The sequence below is a fragment of the Candidatus Hodarchaeum mangrovi genome (assembly GCF_975850365.1).
The window spans coordinates 1-21,194 of record NZ_CDLCQJ010000090.1 but is presented as its reverse complement, the minus strand read 5'-3'; the positions used below and the strand labels follow the sequence as shown (position 1 = coordinate 21,194).

General features: G+C 34.0%; 18 protein-coding genes. 10 read left to right on the top strand and 8 right to left on the bottom strand.

Features of this window, described 5'->3' with window-relative positions; translation table 11 throughout:
- Position 1 precedes the first annotated feature (1 nt).
- A complete protein-coding gene (locus tag ACWVCY_RS08735; RefSeq protein WP_455142118.1) occupies positions 2–1,840 on the bottom strand; it encodes a sulfide/dihydroorotate dehydrogenase-like FAD/NAD-binding protein in 1,839 nt (612 codons plus the stop codon).
- Between the two features lie 384 nt (positions 1,841–2,224).
- Here ACWVCY_RS08735 and ACWVCY_RS08730 point away from each other — a divergent pair, with 384 nt between their 5' ends.
- From ACWVCY_RS08730 to ACWVCY_RS08720, 3 genes are all read left to right on the top strand, one after another.
- Positions 2,225–3,154 (top strand): hypothetical protein, encoded by a 930-nt coding sequence (locus ACWVCY_RS08730; RefSeq protein ID WP_455142117.1) that lies wholly within the window; start codon positions 2,225–2,227, stop codon positions 3,152–3,154.
- A gap of 169 nt (positions 3,155–3,323) precedes the next feature.
- On the top strand, positions 3,324–4,307 hold the full coding sequence (locus ACWVCY_RS08725; protein ID WP_455142115.1) for a hypothetical protein: 984 nt from the start codon (positions 3,324–3,326) through the stop codon (positions 4,305–4,307).
- An 11-nt stretch (positions 4,308–4,318) separates the two neighbouring features.
- Positions 4,319–4,723, top strand: coding sequence for a CBS domain-containing protein (locus ACWVCY_RS08720; RefSeq protein ID WP_455142113.1), 405 nt, complete (start codon positions 4,319–4,321; stop codon positions 4,721–4,723).
- 37 nt (positions 4,724–4,760) lie between these two features.
- Here the strand turns inward: ACWVCY_RS08720 and gltA are convergent, their stop codons facing one another.
- From gltA to ACWVCY_RS08690, 6 genes are all read right to left on the bottom strand, one after another.
- Positions 4,761–6,494 carry an NADPH-dependent glutamate synthase gene (gene gltA / locus ACWVCY_RS08715; RefSeq protein WP_455142111.1) on the bottom strand — a complete coding sequence of 578 codons (1,734 nt, stop codon included), beginning with the start codon at positions 6,492–6,494 and terminating at the stop codon, positions 4,761–4,763.
- Complete coding sequence (locus ACWVCY_RS08710; protein ID WP_455142109.1) at positions 6,491–7,381, bottom strand: sulfide/dihydroorotate dehydrogenase-like FAD/NAD-binding protein; 891 nt, start codon at positions 7,379–7,381, stop codon at positions 6,491–6,493. The genes gltA and ACWVCY_RS08710 overlap by 4 nt, the downstream gene beginning before the upstream one ends.
- A complete protein-coding gene (locus tag ACWVCY_RS08705; RefSeq protein ID WP_455142107.1) occupies positions 7,368–8,978 on the bottom strand; it encodes a molybdopterin-dependent oxidoreductase in 1,611 nt (536 codons plus the stop codon). Before ACWVCY_RS08705 ends, ACWVCY_RS08710 begins: the two co-directional genes overlap by 14 nt.
- On the bottom strand, positions 8,975–10,804 hold the full coding sequence (locus ACWVCY_RS08700; protein ID WP_455142105.1) for an NADH-ubiquinone oxidoreductase-F iron-sulfur binding region domain-containing protein: 1,830 nt from the start codon (positions 10,802–10,804) through the stop codon (positions 8,975–8,977). The genes ACWVCY_RS08705 and ACWVCY_RS08700 overlap by 4 nt, the downstream gene beginning before the upstream one ends.
- Positions 10,805–10,811: 7 nt before the next feature.
- Entirely contained in the window at positions 10,812–11,297 is a 486-nt protein-coding gene (gene nuoE / locus ACWVCY_RS08695) for an NADH-quinone oxidoreductase subunit NuoE (RefSeq protein ID WP_455142147.1), read from the bottom strand.
- Between the two features lie 547 nt (positions 11,298–11,844).
- Positions 11,845–12,747 carry an ADP-ribosylation factor-like protein gene (locus ACWVCY_RS08690; protein WP_455142103.1) on the bottom strand — a complete coding sequence of 301 codons (903 nt, stop codon included), beginning with the start codon at positions 12,745–12,747 and terminating at the stop codon, positions 11,845–11,847.
- Between the two features lie 190 nt (positions 12,748–12,937).
- Between ACWVCY_RS08690 and ACWVCY_RS08685 the strand changes: the two genes are divergently transcribed.
- Both ACWVCY_RS08685 and trpS read left to right on the top strand, forming a co-directional pair.
- Positions 12,938–14,383 carry an MFS transporter gene (locus tag ACWVCY_RS08685; protein ID WP_455142102.1) on the top strand — a complete coding sequence of 482 codons (1,446 nt, stop codon included), beginning with the start codon at positions 12,938–12,940 and terminating at the stop codon, positions 14,381–14,383.
- Between the two features lie 196 nt (positions 14,384–14,579).
- Complete coding sequence (gene trpS, locus ACWVCY_RS08680; protein ID WP_455142100.1) at positions 14,580–15,713, top strand: tryptophan--tRNA ligase; 1,134 nt, start codon at positions 14,580–14,582, stop codon at positions 15,711–15,713.
- 11 nt (positions 15,714–15,724) lie between these two features.
- On the opposite strand, the gene ACWVCY_RS08675 is transcribed toward trpS, so the two are convergent.
- Positions 15,725–16,069: a hypothetical protein gene (locus tag ACWVCY_RS08675; protein ID WP_455142098.1), complete on the bottom strand. Its 345-nt coding sequence runs from the start codon at positions 16,067–16,069 to the stop codon at positions 15,725–15,727.
- A 564-nt stretch (positions 16,070–16,633) separates the two neighbouring features.
- Here ACWVCY_RS08675 and ACWVCY_RS08670 point away from each other — a divergent pair.
- The 5 genes from ACWVCY_RS08670 to ACWVCY_RS08650 all read left to right on the top strand — a co-directional run.
- Positions 16,634–17,644, top strand: a complete 1,011-nt coding sequence (locus ACWVCY_RS08670; RefSeq protein WP_455142096.1) for an ADP-ribosylation factor-like protein — start codon at positions 16,634–16,636, stop codon at positions 17,642–17,644.
- Between the two features lie 13 nt (positions 17,645–17,657).
- Positions 17,658–18,599 (top strand): hypothetical protein, encoded by a 942-nt coding sequence (locus tag ACWVCY_RS08665; protein WP_455142094.1) that lies wholly within the window; start codon positions 17,658–17,660, stop codon positions 18,597–18,599.
- Positions 18,600–18,646: 47 nt separating this feature from the next.
- Complete coding sequence (locus ACWVCY_RS08660) at positions 18,647–19,450, top strand: hypothetical protein (RefSeq protein ID WP_455142093.1); 804 nt, start codon at positions 18,647–18,649, stop codon at positions 19,448–19,450.
- Positions 19,451–19,466: 16 nt separating this feature from the next.
- On the top strand, positions 19,467–20,396 hold the full coding sequence (locus ACWVCY_RS08655; protein ID WP_455142091.1) for an ADP-ribosylation factor-like protein: 930 nt from the start codon (positions 19,467–19,469) through the stop codon (positions 20,394–20,396).
- A gap of 185 nt (positions 20,397–20,581) precedes the next feature.
- On the top strand, positions 20,582–21,194 hold a 613-nt coding region (locus tag ACWVCY_RS08650), incomplete at its 3' end, for a mechanosensitive ion channel domain-containing protein (RefSeq protein WP_455142090.1).

Below are 21,194 nucleotides of genomic sequence, written 5' to 3'. Positions count from 1 at the left end.
TTTATTCCTCACGTGCCATTTTTTCAAGAGAGATTCGCTCTTCATACCTATATGCTCTTGATCTTAAAGTGAGTTCTTCAAAATCCACTTTAAGTCCATCGAAATTTGGCCCATCGACACACGCGAATTTAACCTCTCCTGCAACCGTAACTCGACATGATCCACACATACCAGTACCATCAACCATAAGAGGAGCTAAACTTACTGTTGTAGGTATTGAATGTTCTTTGGTTAGATTAACAATTGCTCTCATCATGGGAATAGGCCCTACTGCAACTACATGATCAATTTTTCTTCCTTCTTCAATTAATTTCTTTAAAACTTCTATTCCAAATCCATGATGACCTAAAGTTCCATCATCAGTCGCAATATAGAGCTCATCACTTGGTCCCTCCATTTCAGCTTGACAAATTAGCAAATTTTTTGACCGAGCAGAGATTATGCTGATAATATAATTACCTAAATCTTTTAATGCCTTGGTTTTAGGTAATACAGGGGCAACCCCACATCCGCCACCCAATACAGCCACTGTTCCCCACTTATCTATTTCCACTGGTTTACCTAAAGGTCCTAAAAGATTCAGAATATGATCTCCTTTCTTCAGTAAAGCCATCTCTTTCGTACTTTTCCCTACAATTTGAAATATCAGAGTTATGGTCCCTGTTGTTCTATCAAAATCAGCAATTGTTAGAGGAATACGTTCTCCTTGCCCTGTAATGCGAAGGATAACGAATTGTCCTGGCTCTGCTTTCTTAGCAATAAGAGGTGCCTTTACAATCCACTTAACTATCTCAGGAGATAGCATTTCTTTTTCAATAATCTCACTCCTACCTTCTAAAAATCGTTTTTCGAGTTCAATTGCTTTTTTGGTTTCAATGACCTCTGTGGAGTCTTTTCCCATATCAGTTAAATATTTAGAAATTTCCATAGCAGCTTGTTGCCCTTCAGCCGCATCAACTCCAACAATAGAATCACCTCTTGTAGCACTACCAGCTGCAAAAACCCCAGGAATATTAGTTACTTGGGAATTACCATCATACCCAATAATAAGTAATCCTTGAGGTGTTGTGTTTAATCCAGCGTCAAGAAATAGATCTCGATTTCTATTTACACTTCTTAAAACAATAACGTAATTTGTAGAAATTGAATGTGTTTTTCCTTCTTTATCTGTAAAGAATATTTTCTTTAATTGGTTTGATCCCTCAAAATATTGTGTTTCAACAGAATATCTAATAGTAACAAAACTTTCATTTAATCGACGTAAAAGGGCAGGATGCGCATCTAGAGAGTCTCGGCTAGTAATGAGATATACATATGCACCCATAGCATCGAAATGAAGTGCATTCCTTACTGCCCACGAAGTATGACCAATAATAACAACAGTTTTTTCATAAAAATCACCAGGAGGGATAGCGTAGTAAATCCCTTTATCTATAAACTTTTTTTCACCTGCAACGCCAAGAGCACTTGGATAAAGTCCTGTAGCAATAAGAACTGTCCTTCCTTGATATCTCAATTCCTCTGTAAAAAATTCACCTCGGGTAATACGAGTATGAACACGTTTAATAGGATCTTTAAGTTCTAATTTACTTACTCTCTGAGAATATTTGATTTTAGCCTGATATTTGGCTTGTTTTGCTATTTTATCTAAAAGTTCTTGACGAGTTATACTATAGAATCCTGGATATCCATCCACATGCATGGTTCCAGCTGTAGCTGCGCCAGAACGGGCCTCTAGTACAATTACATATAACCCCATTTCAGCAGCACGAATTGCACATGATAATCCAGCAGGTCCACCCCCTACAATTATAAGATCGAATATTTCATCCGAGCTCAAATGATTCTTCTCCAATAAGGTCTATACATATTCAAAGAAAAATTATTTGTTTATCTGAGTTCTTTTTAGAAAATAATTAGTTGATTCAATTTAGATATAAAGCCACTTCTAACGATTTTTATCTTTGATTCTGGATTTATTCAAGAATTTAAGAATTTATTTATTCCTTACAAACTAAGTCTCCCAAAAAATTGTAAACAATAAGAAAATAAATGATTAAAAATTAAGATTTTTACATTAAAATTCACAGAAAACTATATTTAATATAATAAGTCCATTTCCATCAAGAAAAAACAAGAAGTATAATATCTATTATCGAATCTGTATTTAATAAACTTTGAATATGCTAATGTTCATTAATAAATTAATAGGCTATGAAGAAGAATGAAGAGAGATCCTTTTTTTGATAGAGAAGTGGCAGATTTTGACGATTCCATATTATCTAGAACACCATTAAAACCCCCAAGCTTTTTTCTCTGCTCTCTTGATAATATTGATGGACTTTTACTTCTTTATAGTATACCCCCTCACCTGAAAGATGACCAAAATGAGAAAAATATTTTAAAAACGCATTCTATTTGGAAGATCGACGATATTCCTATTCGAGTCGATTTAAAAATAACCAATTATATCTATGCTGCAGTTTTATTAAATGAAAACTTACAATCAGATTATAAAAATCTAAATCAACGAATCTATGCTATTATAATTAAGCTATCCAAGACTCAACAGATCGAAAACACATTTTTATTGAGCTTAAAGAAGAAAATTGAAGAAATAGTAAGTGTAAATATCGATTTACTTCATAAACGAGAGAAATACACCTCAAATCCACTTAAAAAACAATTTTTTTTGAAGAATGCTTTAAAAATAGCCCGACTTAATAGACAGTTCGAGGAAGCTTGGCTTACTTTCATATTCAATTTATCACAATCTAGTAATAAAAAAACGTCTACAACTCTTCCAGAAGAGATAATTGAAGAAAAAAGTTCTGATATAATAAAATATTCAACTCCACTTTATAAACAAAAAATATCTATGCGTACTTTTTCTACAGACGATGATCCTGGTCATATACTTGTGATTCTTTTTAATGAAAAAAATATAGACCTGAAAGATGTTCTTATTCATGTTTCTAAACGCTCAGAGTTTTTTAGTGAAACTGTCTGGGAACAAAAACTAGATCTTTGGCCCCAAAAGGAAGATATAATCCTTGATTTTACTCAATCCGACGAAATTCAAAATTATTTGATCAAAGTAAGTAGTCGAAAAACAACCATTGCAATTAAATCATTAAAAATTGATCCATTATAAAAAAAATAATTTATAGAATACAAAAAAAGTTCTAATGGAAAAATAAGTTTATTAAAATCTCGAAACGAAAAAAATAAAGAGATCTACTTCCCAAGTATATCTGCATAACTACCCCTGAGTAAGTGATTAGTAGGGACATTAGAATTAATGGATAAGGACTAGTCGAAGTTTGTCGAATCTGGGTAACAGTTCTAAGGAGAATTCTCCTGATGAAAAACATTACGGCGTCTTTATCTATTTTTTTGATGAATTAAAAGGACATATCCCTCTATTTTCATATCCAAGTAATTTAATGCAAAACGAAGCTGAAAAAAGGATTCTATCGGTTCATTCAATTTGGTGGCATCAAAACCGATTTCTAGATTCAGAAAAACTTACACATATTGATCTAGAGATCCAAAATAAGATCTATTCTGCTACTCTATTTTTTTGTAAATCTAAAAGAAAAAAGCGTCGTTTAGGTATGGATTCTAAGAAATGGCAATATGAGCGATTTGTTTTGATTGTTAAAGCCCCTGCATCAGTGTCATTTATCGCTCATGAGATTCTTCAGGAATTAAAAACTAATTTGGAGGTAAATCTGGACGCTAAGATGTGTATGCTTGTGGAAAAAAAACTCGAATTTTCTGATACCGCTGTTGAAAAAGAAATTTCTGAATCGAGTGTTAAGAGTGTGATTGATGAATTAAATAATATTTGCCAGTCATTAATCCCGAGAGTACCTCTTTCTAAACTCCAAACAGCTGTAAGTGATATTAGAACCCCAACCCCCCAACTTTTAGAAAAAAGACTCTCACGACCTAATATACTCAGATTTAGTGTCCCAGTACAGGATATAAAAGAAGAAAAAGGGAAGAAAGAGAAAAAAGACTTAAAAATTAAGAGCATTCGAATCGTTGGAAAGACAATCAATGACACGATCAAGCTCGAACTATTAAACTCTGGAAATATTGAATTAGTTGATATCTCTGTAAAAATCATGCAATCTGAAGGATTTTTTGGTAAAGATATTTATAAAACGCAAATTACAACTTGGAAACCAGATGAAGTAAAGGAAATAAACTTTAAAGCTAATCTCACGAAAAGCTATATTTACTTCCTAAAAATTGATGATAAGGAAGAAACAATCAAATTAAAGCGAATCATAGGATAAGTTGAGCTCTAGTGAATGTTGTTAAAGTTAGAGATTTAATGGTACGAAATATCATATTTGTAAGTCCAGAAGAGACCATTGTTACTGTTTCTAGATTAATGATGGAAAATGTAATTGGTTCAATCCTAGTATGTGAAAGTCTTGATGATCTAAATATTGGTATCATTACTCTTCGGGATATAGTATCAAGAGTAGTAATAGAATGCAGTAATCCTTGTGAAATCAAAGCGAGAGATGTGGCAACTAAAAATCTTATTACCATTTCTTCTGAAGAAAATATTAAAGCAGCATTTTTACTTATGTTAAAGCATAAGATAAAACGGCTCCCTGTACGAAATCCAGAGAGTAATAAACTTGTTGGGATTATTTCTTCGTATGATATTATTGCTGCTTTTAATTCATTAAATTTGGAATAATCACTTAGTAAATTTCCTGAATTATCACAGAGGTAAATTACTTCATAATTTTTTCAGCATTAATAATTTTAGATAATAGAATTCCACTTATATCCTTTACTGATAGAAGGTAATCCTTTTCATTTTCATGAATCCTAGGACATTCTAATTTTTGTATTTCATTGGGAAGCCAGCGTAAAATTGTAATATCTAATAAGGCCTGCTCAAACAATTCCTGAACATGTGAAACCGAAATTTTTACCTTATCTAGTTCCTTATTAGAATTATTTTTCAAAGAAATGTTTACTACTGTAGAATTTGGATAAATTGAAGCTTCTTCAATTTTTATAGCTTCAATTGGGACAATTAATAGTTCAGGTTCTTCTTTCTCTTCTGGGAATAGATCTTCATGGATTGCTATTGCAGCACGTCTACCTGCACCCATAGCTGATATGACAGTTGCTGCACCTGTGACTATATCTCCACCTGCATAAACAAAAGGTTTACTAGTGCGGCCAAAGTCATCTGCTACAATATTTCCCCATTTATTAACTTCTAAATCAGGTGTAGTCATTGTAATAAGTGGGTTTGCCTTATTCCCGATTGAAATTATTAATAAGTCAGTCTCTAACTCAAAAAACTCTCCCTCGATTGGAATCGGACGAGCCCGACCCGATTTATCTGGTTCTCCAAGTTTGTATCTTTGACACTTTATTTTGTTTACACGACCCTGTTCATCCCCGAAAATCTCAACAGGGTTTGATAATAACATAAATTGGATTCCTTCCTCTTCAGCATGATGAATTTCTTCCAATCTGGCAGGCATTTGTTCTCTAGATCGTCGATATACTATATATACATTTTTAGCATCTAAACGAAGGGCTGTACGAGCTGAATCCATTGCTACATTCCCACCACCAACAACTACAACATTTTTCCCACGGACAAGGGGCGTATTATATTCTGGATAAAGATATGCTTTCATTAAATTTGAGCGAGTCAGATATTCGTTTGAAGAATAAACTCCTTTAAGATTTTCCCCAGGAATATTCAAAAAAACTGGTAATCCTGCCCCAACCCCAATGTAAATTGCATCAAAGTTATCGTTTGCGAATAATTCATCAATGGTTCTAATACGTCCAATTACATTATTATAGACAAATTGAACACCTTGATTTTTTAGATTGCGAATCTCATATTCCACAACAGATTTAGGTAGTCGAAATTCAGGAATTCCATAAACAAGAACACCACCACCACGATGAAAAGCTTCAAATACAGAGACTTCATATCCAAGTTTAATTAGATCACCAGCAACAGTTAATCCTGATGGCCCACTTCCGATTATGGCTATTTTTTTTCCATTCTTCTTTACGATCAAAGGTTTAGGCACAAAACCGCTTAATCTTTCGTAATCAGCTACAAATCGTTCGAGATTTCCTATTGCAACTGGCTTTTCCTTCTTTCCACGGATACACATCCCCTCACATTGATTTTCCTGAGGACAAACTCTACCACATATAGCTGGAAGGACATTTTTTTCTTTAATCTTCCATGCTGCTTCTAGAAACTTTCCTTCCTGTATTAAACTTATAAATTCAGGTATTGGAACAAATACTGGACAACCTTCTACACATTTTGGTTTTTTGCAGCTTAAACAACGACTGGCCTCAGCTAAAGCCATTTCTTCAGTATATCCATATGGGACTTCCCTGAAATTCTTTGCCCGAACTGAAGCTGGTTGAGATGGCATCTCAGTCCGTTGAATATCCATTCGTTCCTTCGCCTTCAAACTGATCCCTTCTCAATATTTTTTTCCAAAAATTTCGCTAAAGATTTACATTGGGGTGAAAAGTTTTGTAAACTTAGCGATTCTTCACGAATGTAGGCTGTATTTCGTACACCGATTAGTTCATCCCAATCTATCTTGTGTGCATCAAATTCAGGTCCATCTACACATGCAAATTTTGTTTTTCCATCATAAGTAAGTCTACAAGCTCCACACATGCCAGTACCATCAACCATTATACTTGATACTGTTGCATAGGTAGGAATGTTCCCAAGCTCTTTTGTTAATTTCGCCACCTTACTCATCATTACATTACAGCCTATAACCTTAATATGATCTATTTCTCTTTTTTGGGTAGAAATAAGATCTTCCAAGACGTCATAAATGTGCCCCTTGGTACCTTTCGATCCATCACCTGTAACAAAAATAACCTCATCACTAATTTCTTGGAACTCGTCTTCAAAATAAAGAAGGCTTTCATTTTTTGCTTCTAAAATTGATATAATTTGATTATCAAGCTCTTTCAACCCTTTAGTAATTGAATAAATTCCACCTAATCCAAAACATCCCCCTGACGTAACAACAGTACCAAATTTTGCCAAGTATGCAGGTTTTCCTAAAGGACCTACAATTGAATAAAATGAATCCTGTACCTCCATATATGCCATTTTAGTTGTAGATAATCCTAATTCTTGAACGAAGAAAGTTATTGTACCTGAAATGGGATCCCAATCAGCTAACGTCAAAGGAATTCTTTCAGACTTTTCATCAGCCATGACAAGAATAAATTGTCCTGGTTGGGTCTTTTGTGCAATTTTGGGAACGGAAACCACAAATTTATGAATATTAGGTACATATTCTTCCTTTTCTACAATCTTAAATTCTAACATTTAGCGTTCTTTCTCCTTTGGCTTCATTCAACACACGCTTGGCATTTAGATACAAGTCCAATTCACTCACTTTATTTGATATAGGAGTCCCCATATACTCTAGACATTCTTTAGGAACAAGTGGGATGTTAATTGGATCATATTTGGATATTTCATCTTGTAAATCGATTAAAGAGTTAAAAGAGAAACCTGCTAATCCCATGCCTTGTGCTAAGCCACCTATAATTTTCCAACTTGGCAAGGCTTCACCAGGAGGATCAACAACTTTATTAATTTGATTTTTAATGAAATCTTCACCTGTTTTTGTACCACTTTCTTCGGTAAAAGTTGTAGTTGGAAAAATAACATCTGCAACATTGAGGTTGGAAGATTCATAAACGTCCTGTAAGATTAAAAACTCTAGATTTTTAATTTCTGATAATGATTTTGCATTAAATGTAGCAAATAGAACTTTTATTCCACGAGAAGCTAAATCTTGAAGCCCTTCATCATCATAGACGATATTATGAGCGCTAACCTCCTTAGCGAATCTTGAAAGCAAAAAAATTGCCTCATCTAGCAAAAATGGTGAAGCCAGGATCCCAATTTCTTCTAATTTGTATTGCTTTAATTTTTCTGCACTATAAGAAAAAGCCTCATCCCAAGATACTGGAAAATGCTCCTCTTGAATAAATTTTCGCTTAATAGTAGGATATTTCAAACGGTTACGTCCATTCATAAGAGCTGGGATACAAAAACGACCTTTTACACAATATTCCCGTCGAGCTGACATATCATATGGGGGATGAACATTAACGACTGTATTCCATCTTACATCAGCAATCATTTGACAGCCATGAGAACAGAGAACACAGGTCGTGGAAACGGACTTGTCAGGGGTTCCAAACCAAGACGAACCCCGTGCGGTCAAAGCTCCTGTTGGACAAACATCAATACAGTGACCACAAAAAACGCAACCACTTTCTAAATGGGAGACTTCCAAAAGTGTACCTACTTTAGTATCATGACCTCGTTTTGTAAGAGCAATAGCACTATACCCTAGTACATCTTGACAAGCTCTAATACATCGAGCACATAAAATACAAAGATTATAATCCCGAACTAAAAAAGGATCGTCTCGCTCTAAAGGTAGATCCTTATAAAGTATGGGAAAACGAATTTCTCTTACCCGTAGATACTCTACAAGCTTTCTAATTTCACATAATTCCTTTTGACTACATGTATAGCACCCGATAACTCGGCCTGCTTTGTATTCTCCATGTCGTAGTTTTGCACATTCATCCTGTTCTTTACAAACAAGGCAATAGCTTGGATGCTCTGCAAGTATCAATTGAAGAATGTTACGACGTACAGCCTGAAGGTCTGGGGTAGCTGTTCTAACAACCATCCCTTCTCTAGCGGGTAATGTACAAGAATTTGGATATCCTCTACCTCCTTCAATATCTATTATACACAATCGACAAGCTCCTATTGATGGAAGATCTGGTCTTGCACAAAGAGTTGGAATATAAATCCCTGCTTTAGTGGCAACTTCTAGTACGGTCTCCCCTTCTTCGAAAACCACACGCTTTCCATTAATATTCATCCATTTGCTCATATTTCCACCAACTGTGAATTCCTATCTTGCTTATATATTGCTTTTCTCGGACAACTAGAATAGCAAATTCCACATTTTACGCAAATATTCAGATCGATAGTATGTACATTACCTTTTTGACCGGAGATTGCCTTAACAGGACAATTACCCGCACAAAGTGTACATCCATTACAAATATTACCATCAATTCTATAATCAATTAGATCCTGACAATCTCTGGCAGGACACCGTTTTTCAAGGATATGAGCTTGATATTCCTCTCGGAAATACTTCAAGGTAGTTAAAACGGGATTCGGAGCAGTTTGTCCAAGAGCGCATAAAGATCCCATTTTCACGGTATAAGCAAGTTCCTCTAACAACATTAGATCTTTATCTTCACCTTCTCCTTTAATAATCCGATCAAGAACTAATAACATTGCCCTTGTTCCAATTCTACATGGTACACATTTTCCACATGATTCAGCTTGAGTAAAGGTTAAAAAAAAGTGAGCAAGCTTGACCATACAATCAGTATCATCAAGGACAATCATTCCTCCAGAACCCATAATACTTCCTGAAGCCGCCATCGTTTCGTAATCAACTGGAGAATCTAGATGACTTGGAGGTAAACATCCTCCCGAAGGACCTCCTGTTTGAACCGCTTTAAAATTTCTGTTGTTTAAAATGCCTCCACCAATTTCAAATACTATCTTTCTCAGAGGGGTTCCCATAGGAACTTCGATTAGACCTAAATTATTTACTTTACCAGTTAATGAAAATATAGCTGTCCCAGAAGCATGTTCAACCCCAACTTTATGAAATTCTTCCCAACTGTTTTTGAAAATCCAAGCTGCAGAGGCCCATGTTTTCACATTGTTAATATTGGTAGGTTTACCCCATAACCCAGAAGTCGCAGGAAATGGTGGTCTTGGGCGGGGATTTCCGCGATGTCCTTCTATTGATGCCATTAATGCTGTTTCTTCTCCACACACAAATGCACCAGCACCCTCATGTATCGAAATATCCAAGGAAAAATTCGAATTCAGAATATTTTCACCAAGAAATCCCTTCTCATTCGCGACATTCACCGCATGCCTAAATCGCTTAACAGCTAAAGGATATTCAGCACGAACATAAATAATACCATGGTGTGCCCCAATAGCATATGCCCCAATGATCATTCCTTCCAAAACACTATGCGGATCTGCTTCGAGAATTGAACGATCCATAAACGCTCCTGGATCTCCTTCATCGGCATTACAAATGATATATTTCTCACTTCCCGGAGCATCCCGACAAAAACTCCACTTTAGCCCTGTAGAAAAACCCGCTCCTCCACGACCCCGTAATCCAGAATCTTTTATTATTTGGATGATTTTCTCTGGAGGCATTTCTAATGCTCGTTTCAAACCTGAGTACCCTCCCCGTTCAATATAATCATCAATATTCTCAGGATTGATATGGCCACAACTACCCAGAATCATTCGTGTTTGCCTGTTATAGAAAGGAATATCTTGATATCTTGCTATTGGCTTATTTGTTTTTGGATCTTTGTAAAAATATTCAATTACTGGATCAGAATTTTTCAAATGAGACTCTACAATTCTATTTATATAGGTGGTTTTCACTTTACTATACATAATGCCTTCAGGTTCTATAATTACTATTGGCCCTTGGGCACAGAATCCATGGCATCCTGTGAAATCAACTTTTACTCTATCCTGTAGATTAAAGTTTTTTAGCTGATCTTCAAACTCTTCTTTTATCTCGTCAGATTTAGAGGACAAACAACCTGTACCTTGACAAATCAAAATTTTTTTTTGTGAAGTATCATGAGGGAGCATCATTCATACCTTATCTACTCTTTTCTTTCTGAGTAATTCGATTGATAATTCGGAGTAATTTTGCTGGATTCATCTCCCCATGAACTTCGCCATCTATCTGAACAACAGGAGCTAGGGCACAACATCCAAGACAGGCAACTCTTTCAAATGTAAATAACCCATCTTCTGTAGTTCCACCTGGCTCAAGATTTAATTTTGTTTTCACAGTTTCTGCGAGGATTTTTCCCCCTTTAACAAAACAGGCAGTCCCTAAGCACACAGTAATGATATGTTTTCCAGGTTTTATAAATTTGAACTGCTGGTAGAATGAAGCAACACCATAAACTTCATTTGCAGACATTTCAAGATGTTCACTAATATGAATCAAATTCTCTTTGGAAAGATATCCAAACTCTTTTTGTACTGCTTGCAGAATAGGTATCAAATTGGCTTGATTCTTACTTTTAGAACCTAATATCTCATGAATAATAGTATCTTTTTCTTCGTAGGTGTCCACTGCCAACCGATTAAGCCTCCAAAAGTAATGATTTCTAGCTTATTACAATTAAAATGTATCTAATTTGTGATTTTCTGAAATGGTCTTTGATCTTGGCTCGTTCCACGTTAAGATACAACATTAACAATTTTTATATTAGGAGTATAAAAACTTATTCTGAATAAAAGCGAAAAAACACTAGTTAATTACTGAATATAGTAACCTGATTCTCAATCGACCAAAAATAATATTAAATTATTTATTATTTTTAAAATCAGTAAAATTAATGTTACTAAGGGACAGAAGTAGAGTTTTTCAAATCATTTATCTTAGATTTCTTTGATCTAATTCTCCGATTTTGCATCTTTTATGACTAATAACCTCATAAATTCTCTTTTTCCTTAATTCTTTCTGTAAGTACCCAACCAAAACCCCAGATATTGAATTTTCTCAGCATGAAGAGAAAGTAAAATTTATGCCATTGATTCCTAACTAACTAAAGAGAAGGAGAGATGAATGAAAAATCTGTGTCATTGTTAAATTTATTAAGAAATATTACCCCTAAGCATTAATCTTCTTTACTGGCCTCTAAAATAACATTCGCGAAGATTTCCATTTCTTTTAAGAGGGATTTGATATCATTAGGATCATCTAATTTAGCACCTTTTTCAAGCATTATCATTACAGATAAAACATAGTTAAAGACATGAAGATCAAGTCGTTTAACCTCAGATACGGCTGAGAAATTTGCAGAATCAGTAGTTAAGAAATTTTCTCGTATTACATTACAAGCTAAAATATAATCGCGAAGATCTTCCCGAAGCTGAATACCAGTTGCAAAACCTTTGATATTGTGAGTAATTACATTACCATTAACATCACTAACAATTATCTTGGAATTGAGTTTTGCTAGATTCTCTTGGGCCTTTTGCACACTATCTTGAAGCTCTTTAAAGTCAGCAATTAAGATTTGCCGAAATACATCGCTTAACTCATCTTGTCTATAAATAGAGGTAATATAAGCTTGGGGTGTATACTCTTTTATGAAAGGAAGAGCTTTAGCTTTTACAAGGCTTTCCTTAAGCTTTGCTTCAAAATAATCCTCAGTATCATACTTATGGTAGAAGACATAAATAGTAGGAGCACCACCCCCTTCTTGGATAACCTTATAAACATTAGTAAAATATCTATTTGCTTCATCAAACTGTTCAGGTTGATGTAAATCGAGTACAAAAATAAGAGCAGTAGTATTAGTTAGAAGCTGAGGCCTTTCGAAATAGGATTGCCGATATTCTTCCTGTCCACCAAAGTCCCAAAGGCTTATTTCCAAACCCAAATAATTGTGACTTTTAACGTCATGCATAACAGTAGGCCCTAAATCTCGGGTCTCATTAGGTGTCATACCGCCTAAAGTAGTCAAATATATTGATGTTTTGCCACAACCACTAAGTCCAACTAGTGAAATCTTCATTCTAAGCCCTCAATAAGAATTATGGGATTGAGAATATCTGGAAAGAGCAACATACCAGTCAGTTTAAAATCCTTTATTTTTTAATAGAAATGTAATATTAAAAAAGGAAGAAGATTTCATGTTAATAAGCCAAAAGAACTTATGATTCCTTAGAATTCAGATAGTAAATGTCTCTTGGGATGGAAAAGTAGTGTTTCGACGGTCAATCTCACGTTATACAAAAGATACATTGCAATTCTTTGGACAACCTATTTCTTTTCTTCTTCGCCAACAAATTATGCTATTACTTCTCGCAGTAGCGGTTACAGAGTCAGCTTTTTCATCATCTGTTATTTGTTTACCTCTATATTTTTATCATGTTGATCCAAGTGGAATAAGCGGTTTGTCAATTATTTTAGGGGTATATTATCTTGTTTCATTATCCACAGCTTCATTTTTCGGTTATTTGAGTGATCGTTTGGGTCGTAGACCCCTACTAATCATTGGAACGGGATTAGCTGGAATTTCATTCATACCATTCCCTATAGTTTATTCGATATATGAAGTTATTCCTTCTGCGTTTCTAATTCTATTATTTTTTAATTCACTTAAAGGTCTTGCAGCAGCAATGATTTCTGGCCCGATTTTAGCCATATTTGCTGATCTCTCCCCCGAACAGAACCATGGAGAAACCATGGGAAAATTTTATCTCGCACGATCTATTGGTGGAGGCAGTGGATTTTTATTAGGAGGGTTATTATGGGAATCATTTATTGAATATTCGTTTTTCTTCTTTGCAGTCATTATGTTTTCTGCTTGTACCCTTTATTTATTTCGATTGCAGGAACCTAAGAGAAAACAACCAGAGGAAGCAACTTTTAAAGCTGAAATTGAGGAGATGGAAGATTCCTCTGAAATAGGTATCAATCCTTTTAAAACAATGGTAGAAAGTTTAAAAGATAAGCAATTTAGAAAATTTGCCATAGCTTGGCTTGCTTATACTACTTTAATTGGAGCGGGAGGTACTTATGCCCCTGTAATATTAAAAGAGGTTGCAGAAGATAAAATACCTGTATCCGCTATTGGTTTCATATTCCTAGTTGGTGTAGCCATAATTGGGGTAATTCAACCATCAGTTGGTAAATTATCTGACAGATTTGGTCGGAAACCCTTTCTAATCCTAGGTGTAGTCGGAATGAGTCTACTAATCAGTATGTTCTATTTTATTTTAGGTCAAGGGTCTGAGGGGTTGATTGATCTAATATCAAATCCATTTTCTTTAGCTAAAACAAAACCATTAGCCTTAACACCAGCAGATTTTACGCCACAAGTAGTATTTAACCTTCCTCATCTTGTAATCATTATCATGATGTTCATATTCCTACTTAGTGCGGGTTGCTTTGCTTCTAGCTCCTTAGGAATGATTTCAGATGTAACGAAAGAAGAAAATAGAGGACGTGAAATGGGTTTCACACAATCAATTATGTCTACAGGCTCTATTCTTGGTTCAATTTCAGGAGCTTATTTTTTAAACCTTGGAGGAGCATTAGGTGTTGTAGCGTTTTGTTTTGGGTTAAGTGTAACAGCAGTTGTCATTATACTCCAATTTCTATATGAAACTAGTGGATTCTATCACTTTACACATAAACTTGTTTAGATGTGAAATGTCAGGATAACAAGCTTTTAATAATTTGTATTTCCTATCCTTTATGGAGATGAGAATGCTCTACCAATGGATTTTATCGCTAGTAGAAATTCACTAGCATTTATTTTGTTTTCTAGCCAGAGCATTTCTAATTCCTTCACTAACTTTTCCTTTTTTATAAGTTTTAACAATGTTAAGAGGGTCCACAATGGAATATGACCATATTTTGAGTAAAATTAGTTTAATTAATTCTTTTGGAGGTGGAGTGGTTGATTACAATCGCTTAATGAACGAATTTGGCATTACACCATTTGAAGAAATCTTAGATAAGATTCCAGCTAAAGATCAACACTTTTACATGGCTAGAGGAATAATTTTTGGTCATACGGCTTTTGAAAGCATTATTGATGCAATAACCCATCGAAAACCTTTTGCAGTAATGACGGGAATAAAACCAAGTTCTAAAGAATATCATGTGGGGAATTTGGTAACTTGTCGTGAAACCATTTATCTTCAAAAACTTGGAGGAAAAGTTTTTTTTTGTATAGCTGATCTAGAAAGCTATATCGATGGAAAAGTATCACTAAAACAAGCTGAAGAAAACGCTATTGAAAATATTGCGGATTTTATAGCTTTGGGATTGGACTTGGATTCTGCATATGTCTATAGACAGAGTAGGCAACCTGAAATCATGAAACTAGGGTATCTTCTTTCAACATATACAACCTATAACATGATGAAAGCCATCTATGGCGAACATAAAATGGGGATTTATAATGCTGCATTTATTCAAGTAGCAGATATTTTATTTCCACAAGTACTATACGAACCAATGCCAACTATTGTACCAATTGGAGCAGATCAGGCTCCTCATGCTCGTCTTTCACGTGATCTCGCTAGGAAAAAACAAATTCAAGATGAATATCAATTTCAATTACCAAGCTTTATTTACCACCGTTTAATTGAAGGATTAGATGGATCTGAAAAAATGTCAAAACGTAACCCTTTATCTACTTTAACGTTATTTGAAACACAAGAAGGTCTTCATACTAAAATTTTTAACGTTTTAACTGGAGGAAGGGTTTCTCTTAAAGAACAGAAAAAATTGGGAGGAAATCCCCATATTTGTCGAATTTTTGATTTATATCGATTTTTTTTTGAAAATAACAATGAAAAATTAACTGAACTTGCTCAGAAATGCTTAAATGGCGAAATAATGTGTGGTGAAGATAAAAAAAACTTGATCTCAATAATCGCTAGTTTTATGGATATGCACAAACAAAAACGCCTTGATGCGTTACCTAAAGCACGTGAAATTGTTCTAGAGCGTCATGAATATTAACATATAGCTATTTAAAAAAAATCTTTGTTGGAATACTGCTTCTTCAATTTTTTATCCAGGTAAGCACGATATTTTAAAGGATCGTCAACAAATTTTGTTCTTTGTTGATGTTTTTTCGCTCTCTTTTTTGATGTATATTCTTTTACTTTAAGATTACATCTTCCACTAGAAATTTCTAGTGCTGAGGGTCGGTGAAAGCACAAAGCAAATTTACATTTATACCCAACACAATCGTCTCCCTCTACCATCCTACAAAGAAAAAGTTTTTTGTCACCCTTTTGAGTAATCTTAAGATATTTTTCACTACATCTAAAAAATTTACAGGTTGTTTCACACATGAGGTCTGGTTTGCTCATTCACGCCACCGAAAACACATAAATAACTTTGTTATCATTCTTTTAATTTAAAATCATCAAATACAACATTATCCAAAAAAAAGATTTTGATCAACAATAGCAAATCATCCAACAACTAAAAAAATCTAAATGTGTTCTCCATCCATTTATTTTCCTCAGTAGTGTTTCTTGAAAGAAAAAAACATGTTTAAAACCAAGAATTTCTCAGAGTTGCTAAGGTTGGATTTAGCTTAATCCTTTAAAAACCTTTCAGACAATCATCCTTTATAGTATAAAAGGCAAATGAATGAAAAAAAGTTCGCGTAGAGTCAAAAAATTTCTTTTTTTCTGTTTAGATTTAATTATTATCTTTAATGAATTCGGAATAATTTTGCTAGATTATGTTAATTAGGCTTTAATATTATTATTGAAGGTAGAACTAATAAAATAAAAAAAATGAATTATAAAAGTTAATAGTAAAGATTATGATCAATTTGATTGCTAGCTATGATTGGCTAATCTTAAAAAAGTATCACTTAAATACTTAAATTAAAGTATTTAAATATTTAATAAGAGGTTCCCTCAGTGAGCCACTATCTCAAACAATTAAAGCAGTCTTCAACTCGCAAAATCATTCTTCTAGGCTTATCACAAGCAGGGAAAACTTCGATTAAAGATGTAGTTTTTGGAGGAAAAGCACCAGAGGAAACAAAAGATTATGCAGCTACTTTAAATTATGAACGCCAAATTGAAGAAGTAGCTGATGAACCCATTACTGTAATGGATCTTGGGGGTCAGGAGGTTTTTTTAAAAAGATTCTTAAGCAGTATGAGCTCATTTATATTCAGTAATGTAGCAGTTCTGGTATTCATATGCGATATTTTCACCCCAGATAAATTTCCAGCATCAAGAAAAGCATTTGTAGAGGGAGTTAGTCGACTAGAAGAAATGTCTGATGTACAACCAGCTATCTATGTGCTACTACATAAAACGGATTTAATGACCGATCTTACTCAAAGAGCAGAACGAATGGAATTTTTGATGGAGATGTTCCAAGATGCTGCACCAAATAAAAATATAACATTTTTGCAAACCTCAATTTATGACAATTCAATCCATGAAGCTTTTAAACGGATAACTGCTGAAGCTAGTGAAATTATTCCAGAGGCGGAAGAAATAGAAAAAGAAGAAGATCTAGAAACAATAAAAAAACGATTACGATTGCGTCCTATCCAGCAGGTCCTCCATACTTTGAAATTTATGAATAGACTAGATGAGGTCCTGTTAATATCTTTAGATGACCCTGATTTTCGAATAAATGCATCTGATCTAGATATAAATGAGATCCAACATGTCTTAAATCTAATGACACGAACAAACGATCTCCAATTAGTCGCAAATTCCAGATCAGAACTTCAACGCTTTGGCTCGGTATTAATCTATCGATCTAGACTTGAAAGTTTACCACAATTATTAATCATTCTTATTTCAACTGATGCAAAATCAACCTTAGAAACTAAAAATATTTCAGATATTGAGGAGGATGTACGATTACTGGCTAAACAATTAGAAAGTATGATTCAACAATCCACATAAGGCAGGCTTCATTTTGTACCAGAACCTTCTAGTTCTTGCAGGATTATCTCATTCAGGGAAAGACCTTTTGTTTAATCAAATTACAAAATTCAGTAAAAGTGAATCAAATCAAAAAGTCGAGGATATTATAATTTATTTTGATTGGCTTTTTAAAACCTTTAAAAAATCTGATACATCTTATTTAAATGATCTTTTAGCCCCAATCAGAGAGAGAATACTTAAACGAATACATACGCTAATATATGTTCACGATATTACCTATCAACGATTAGATGAAACGGTCAATGACTTTAAAGAAGTCATTACCCAGATTGAGTCTTACAATAAATCATTTAAAGTTATTCTGCTGCTAAACCGAGGTCATCTTATTCCAAATGATATAGAACGAAATAATATTTTAAGAAATGTTTCTGCACGTTTACAACAAATTATTCCTCAAGATATTTCAGCATATGTTGTTTCTCTGAAAGGTCCTGATGAACAACGGTTAACAAACATGATAATTAGCCAAATAATAAGTAGAGGGGTAGATTTTAGCCTTCAAAAGGAAAAAGAAAAGAATCAGCAAACAATTACTTTAAATAATTCTCAACAGAAAGCAATTCAATCCATTTTGACTGAAAAAATGACCGATTATGGATTTGCAGGGGCATACATATTGACTGATAATAACAAGGTCATTTTAGCCAAAGGTAAAAATCAAAGCTGGGAAGAAAAAGTAGGCCCACAGATTATCCGTGTTCTTGCTCAAGAAGGGGCTTTTGAGGTATCTCAAGGATCAAAAATTAACATTGTACGGGTCGAGGATTTTCTTATGATCACTCAGTTAGTTACAAATAGAATTAAACTGATTTTACTTGGAAGGGAAACAAATTTTAAACTAAATAAGGAATCTTTTGCCACAATAGAGCGAAAATGTAGTGAATTAGTGAAATCCTTAAGTTCGAAATTATAGGTTTATATAAAAGGAATTATACTTAGTACTTGGAGATTTGAATCTAGATGATAACGGGTCTTATCTGCACTACCATGACTGATATGGGCCCCTACCCTCTTTTGAATTTATCTTCATTGTCAGAAGATACTACGGTCAAATTAAGTGTGATTGGGATGACTATTCTTTCAATGGGTGCAGGCACGGTTGCTGAAAAACAACATTATAGACTACATGGATCTATTCCAGTACCTGATACTCCTGATTACGAAGCATTGGCAATGTCTTTCACAGTTATTCCAAAAACTACAAAAGATGCCCGAATCAATCAACATGGACGTGAATCAACTATTTGGTTAATTTTTGAATCAAAAAATCGAGAACAAGTATTTTCAATACATTCACAAATTGAAAAAACTCTCCGACAAGAATCAAAAGTTCTAAAGGAAGAAGACGACTTAATTGACCCAGGAAAAATGCAAACGATCTTTAATCGAATGAAAAATTTATGCGAAGAGTTATCAAATGGAACCATACCATCTATGGAATATCAGCCTCAAGTTTTGGCTGAGCGAGGAGGACTGGAATACTATACAATCAATGATGTAGGGGATCCCCTTCCATTACAACCAAACGATGAAATCATGGACAATTCGGTTTTAATTATAGCGAATACGATTTTAAAGAGATTATTGGTTATAAAATTAAAAGAAAACGTATCACAGCGTTTAATGTTTATAGCAGGACGGAGTGCATCTAATTTAAATTCAAACAGATTTAAAAATGAATTCACTATTCGTAACGTGTTAGACCCCTTAGAAAGGGAAATGATTATTGAAAAGATTGGAATATTGCGCGAAATCAGTGAATGATCGGAGATTACCCTAAATGTCATACCTTACACGAAAGAAAGCCAGTAAAGTCCTAATCCTTGGATTAGCAGAATCAGGAAAAACAACTATTATACGAGCTGTTACAGAAGGAAAAATACTATCCAAGGAAACAAATTATAATCCAACAATTGACTATGAAAGAAAACAAAAAGTTGTTGCTGGAACAGAGATTACGATCTTCGATTTAGGCGGACAAACTGCTTTTCTTGATCGATTTACAGGCGAACTATCAGAATTTATCTTTAGCGGAGTAAAAGTTTTAGTCTTTGTAATTGATTCGCTAAATATCCCTGAAATTCAACGTGCAAAATATTATCTTGATTTAAGTTTGAAAAAAATTAACCAATTTAGTCCTGAAGCATCGATTTTCATATTTCAACATAAAACCGATCGTGTACCCAAGAATCTTAGAGATGAGGTTAAACAAACCATTTATGAATATCTTGCAGCAGGAGTAACTCAAACCTTAAAGTATTATGAAACTACAGTATTTAATGATTCTATTTTTAGTGCTATGGGAGATGTTTATGCAGAAGCAAGTGGAGCAAAGAAAACTCTCCGGCCCTTACTAGAAACATTTATCCGACATAATTATGCTGATATGGCTCAAATATATACAAGAGAAGGAGCTCCTTTAACTAAAATCGAAAATATAGATAGATTTGATCATATATCGTTAGCTGAAATCAAAGAAGTATTTGATGCAGTTATGAACCGGTTATCAAATTCAGAGTATCAAGAATCAACATCTATTCTCATGGAATCAGCGAGAAGAGTCTTTATGATACGAATATTAGATAATGGACTGTCAATATTCTTTGGATTCCCTAAAGAACGATTACGTGAACATAATGAACCAGTTCCATCATTATATAATAAAGTTCTTGCGTTTTGCTCTCAAATACAAAGCATAACTGAAGGTTAGTCTATTTCACAGTATTTTTACCTCTTAAGAAGGAATTTTCTAGGAAAAAGCACAAATTTTCTATCTCTCAAGGATTTTCTCTGTAAAGCAAAAAAGCATCAATTCGTTTAAATACTCAACAAATGCAGGGGAATTAAATATCAATTATTAAAAAAATTGATTTGTTTTGAAGGAGAGATTATAACATGCTAGTGCAAAATGTTGATAGTTGGATCACCCCTGTATTTTATTTCCTTGGAGGTATCCTTCTAGGACTATTAATCGAATTAATTATTTTCACGAGGTTTAGAAGATCACTTTCAAGGGTAAAATGGAAAGGATTCATAATAATTTCCAATTCATTAAGAGGAATCCCTTTTTTCTGGTTTTTCTTACTAGGTTCTTATCTGGCAATTGTAAGTATTCCTACCGATGTCTTAAATATTGATTTAACATTTCTTGATCTATTGGCAAGAGGATTTTTCTTGATTTTTATTTTAACATTCCTAATGATTCTTGCTAAAATGACTAATGGCTTTATCACTCATTATTCGGAAAAAACAGAAGGAGCTTTAGCTAGTACCACTCTAGTTACTAATATAATAAATTTAATCTTTCTTTTACTAGGATTTTTAATTATTATTCAGTCATTGGGTATCGACATAACTCCATTGCTTACATTGTTAGGTGTTGGAGGATTGACAGTCGCTTTAGCTTTACAACCTACCCTATCGAATTTTTTCTCTGGAATCTATATTATTGCAGCTAAGGAATTTTCTGTAGGTGATTTTATAAGACTTGATACAGGTGAAGAAGGAT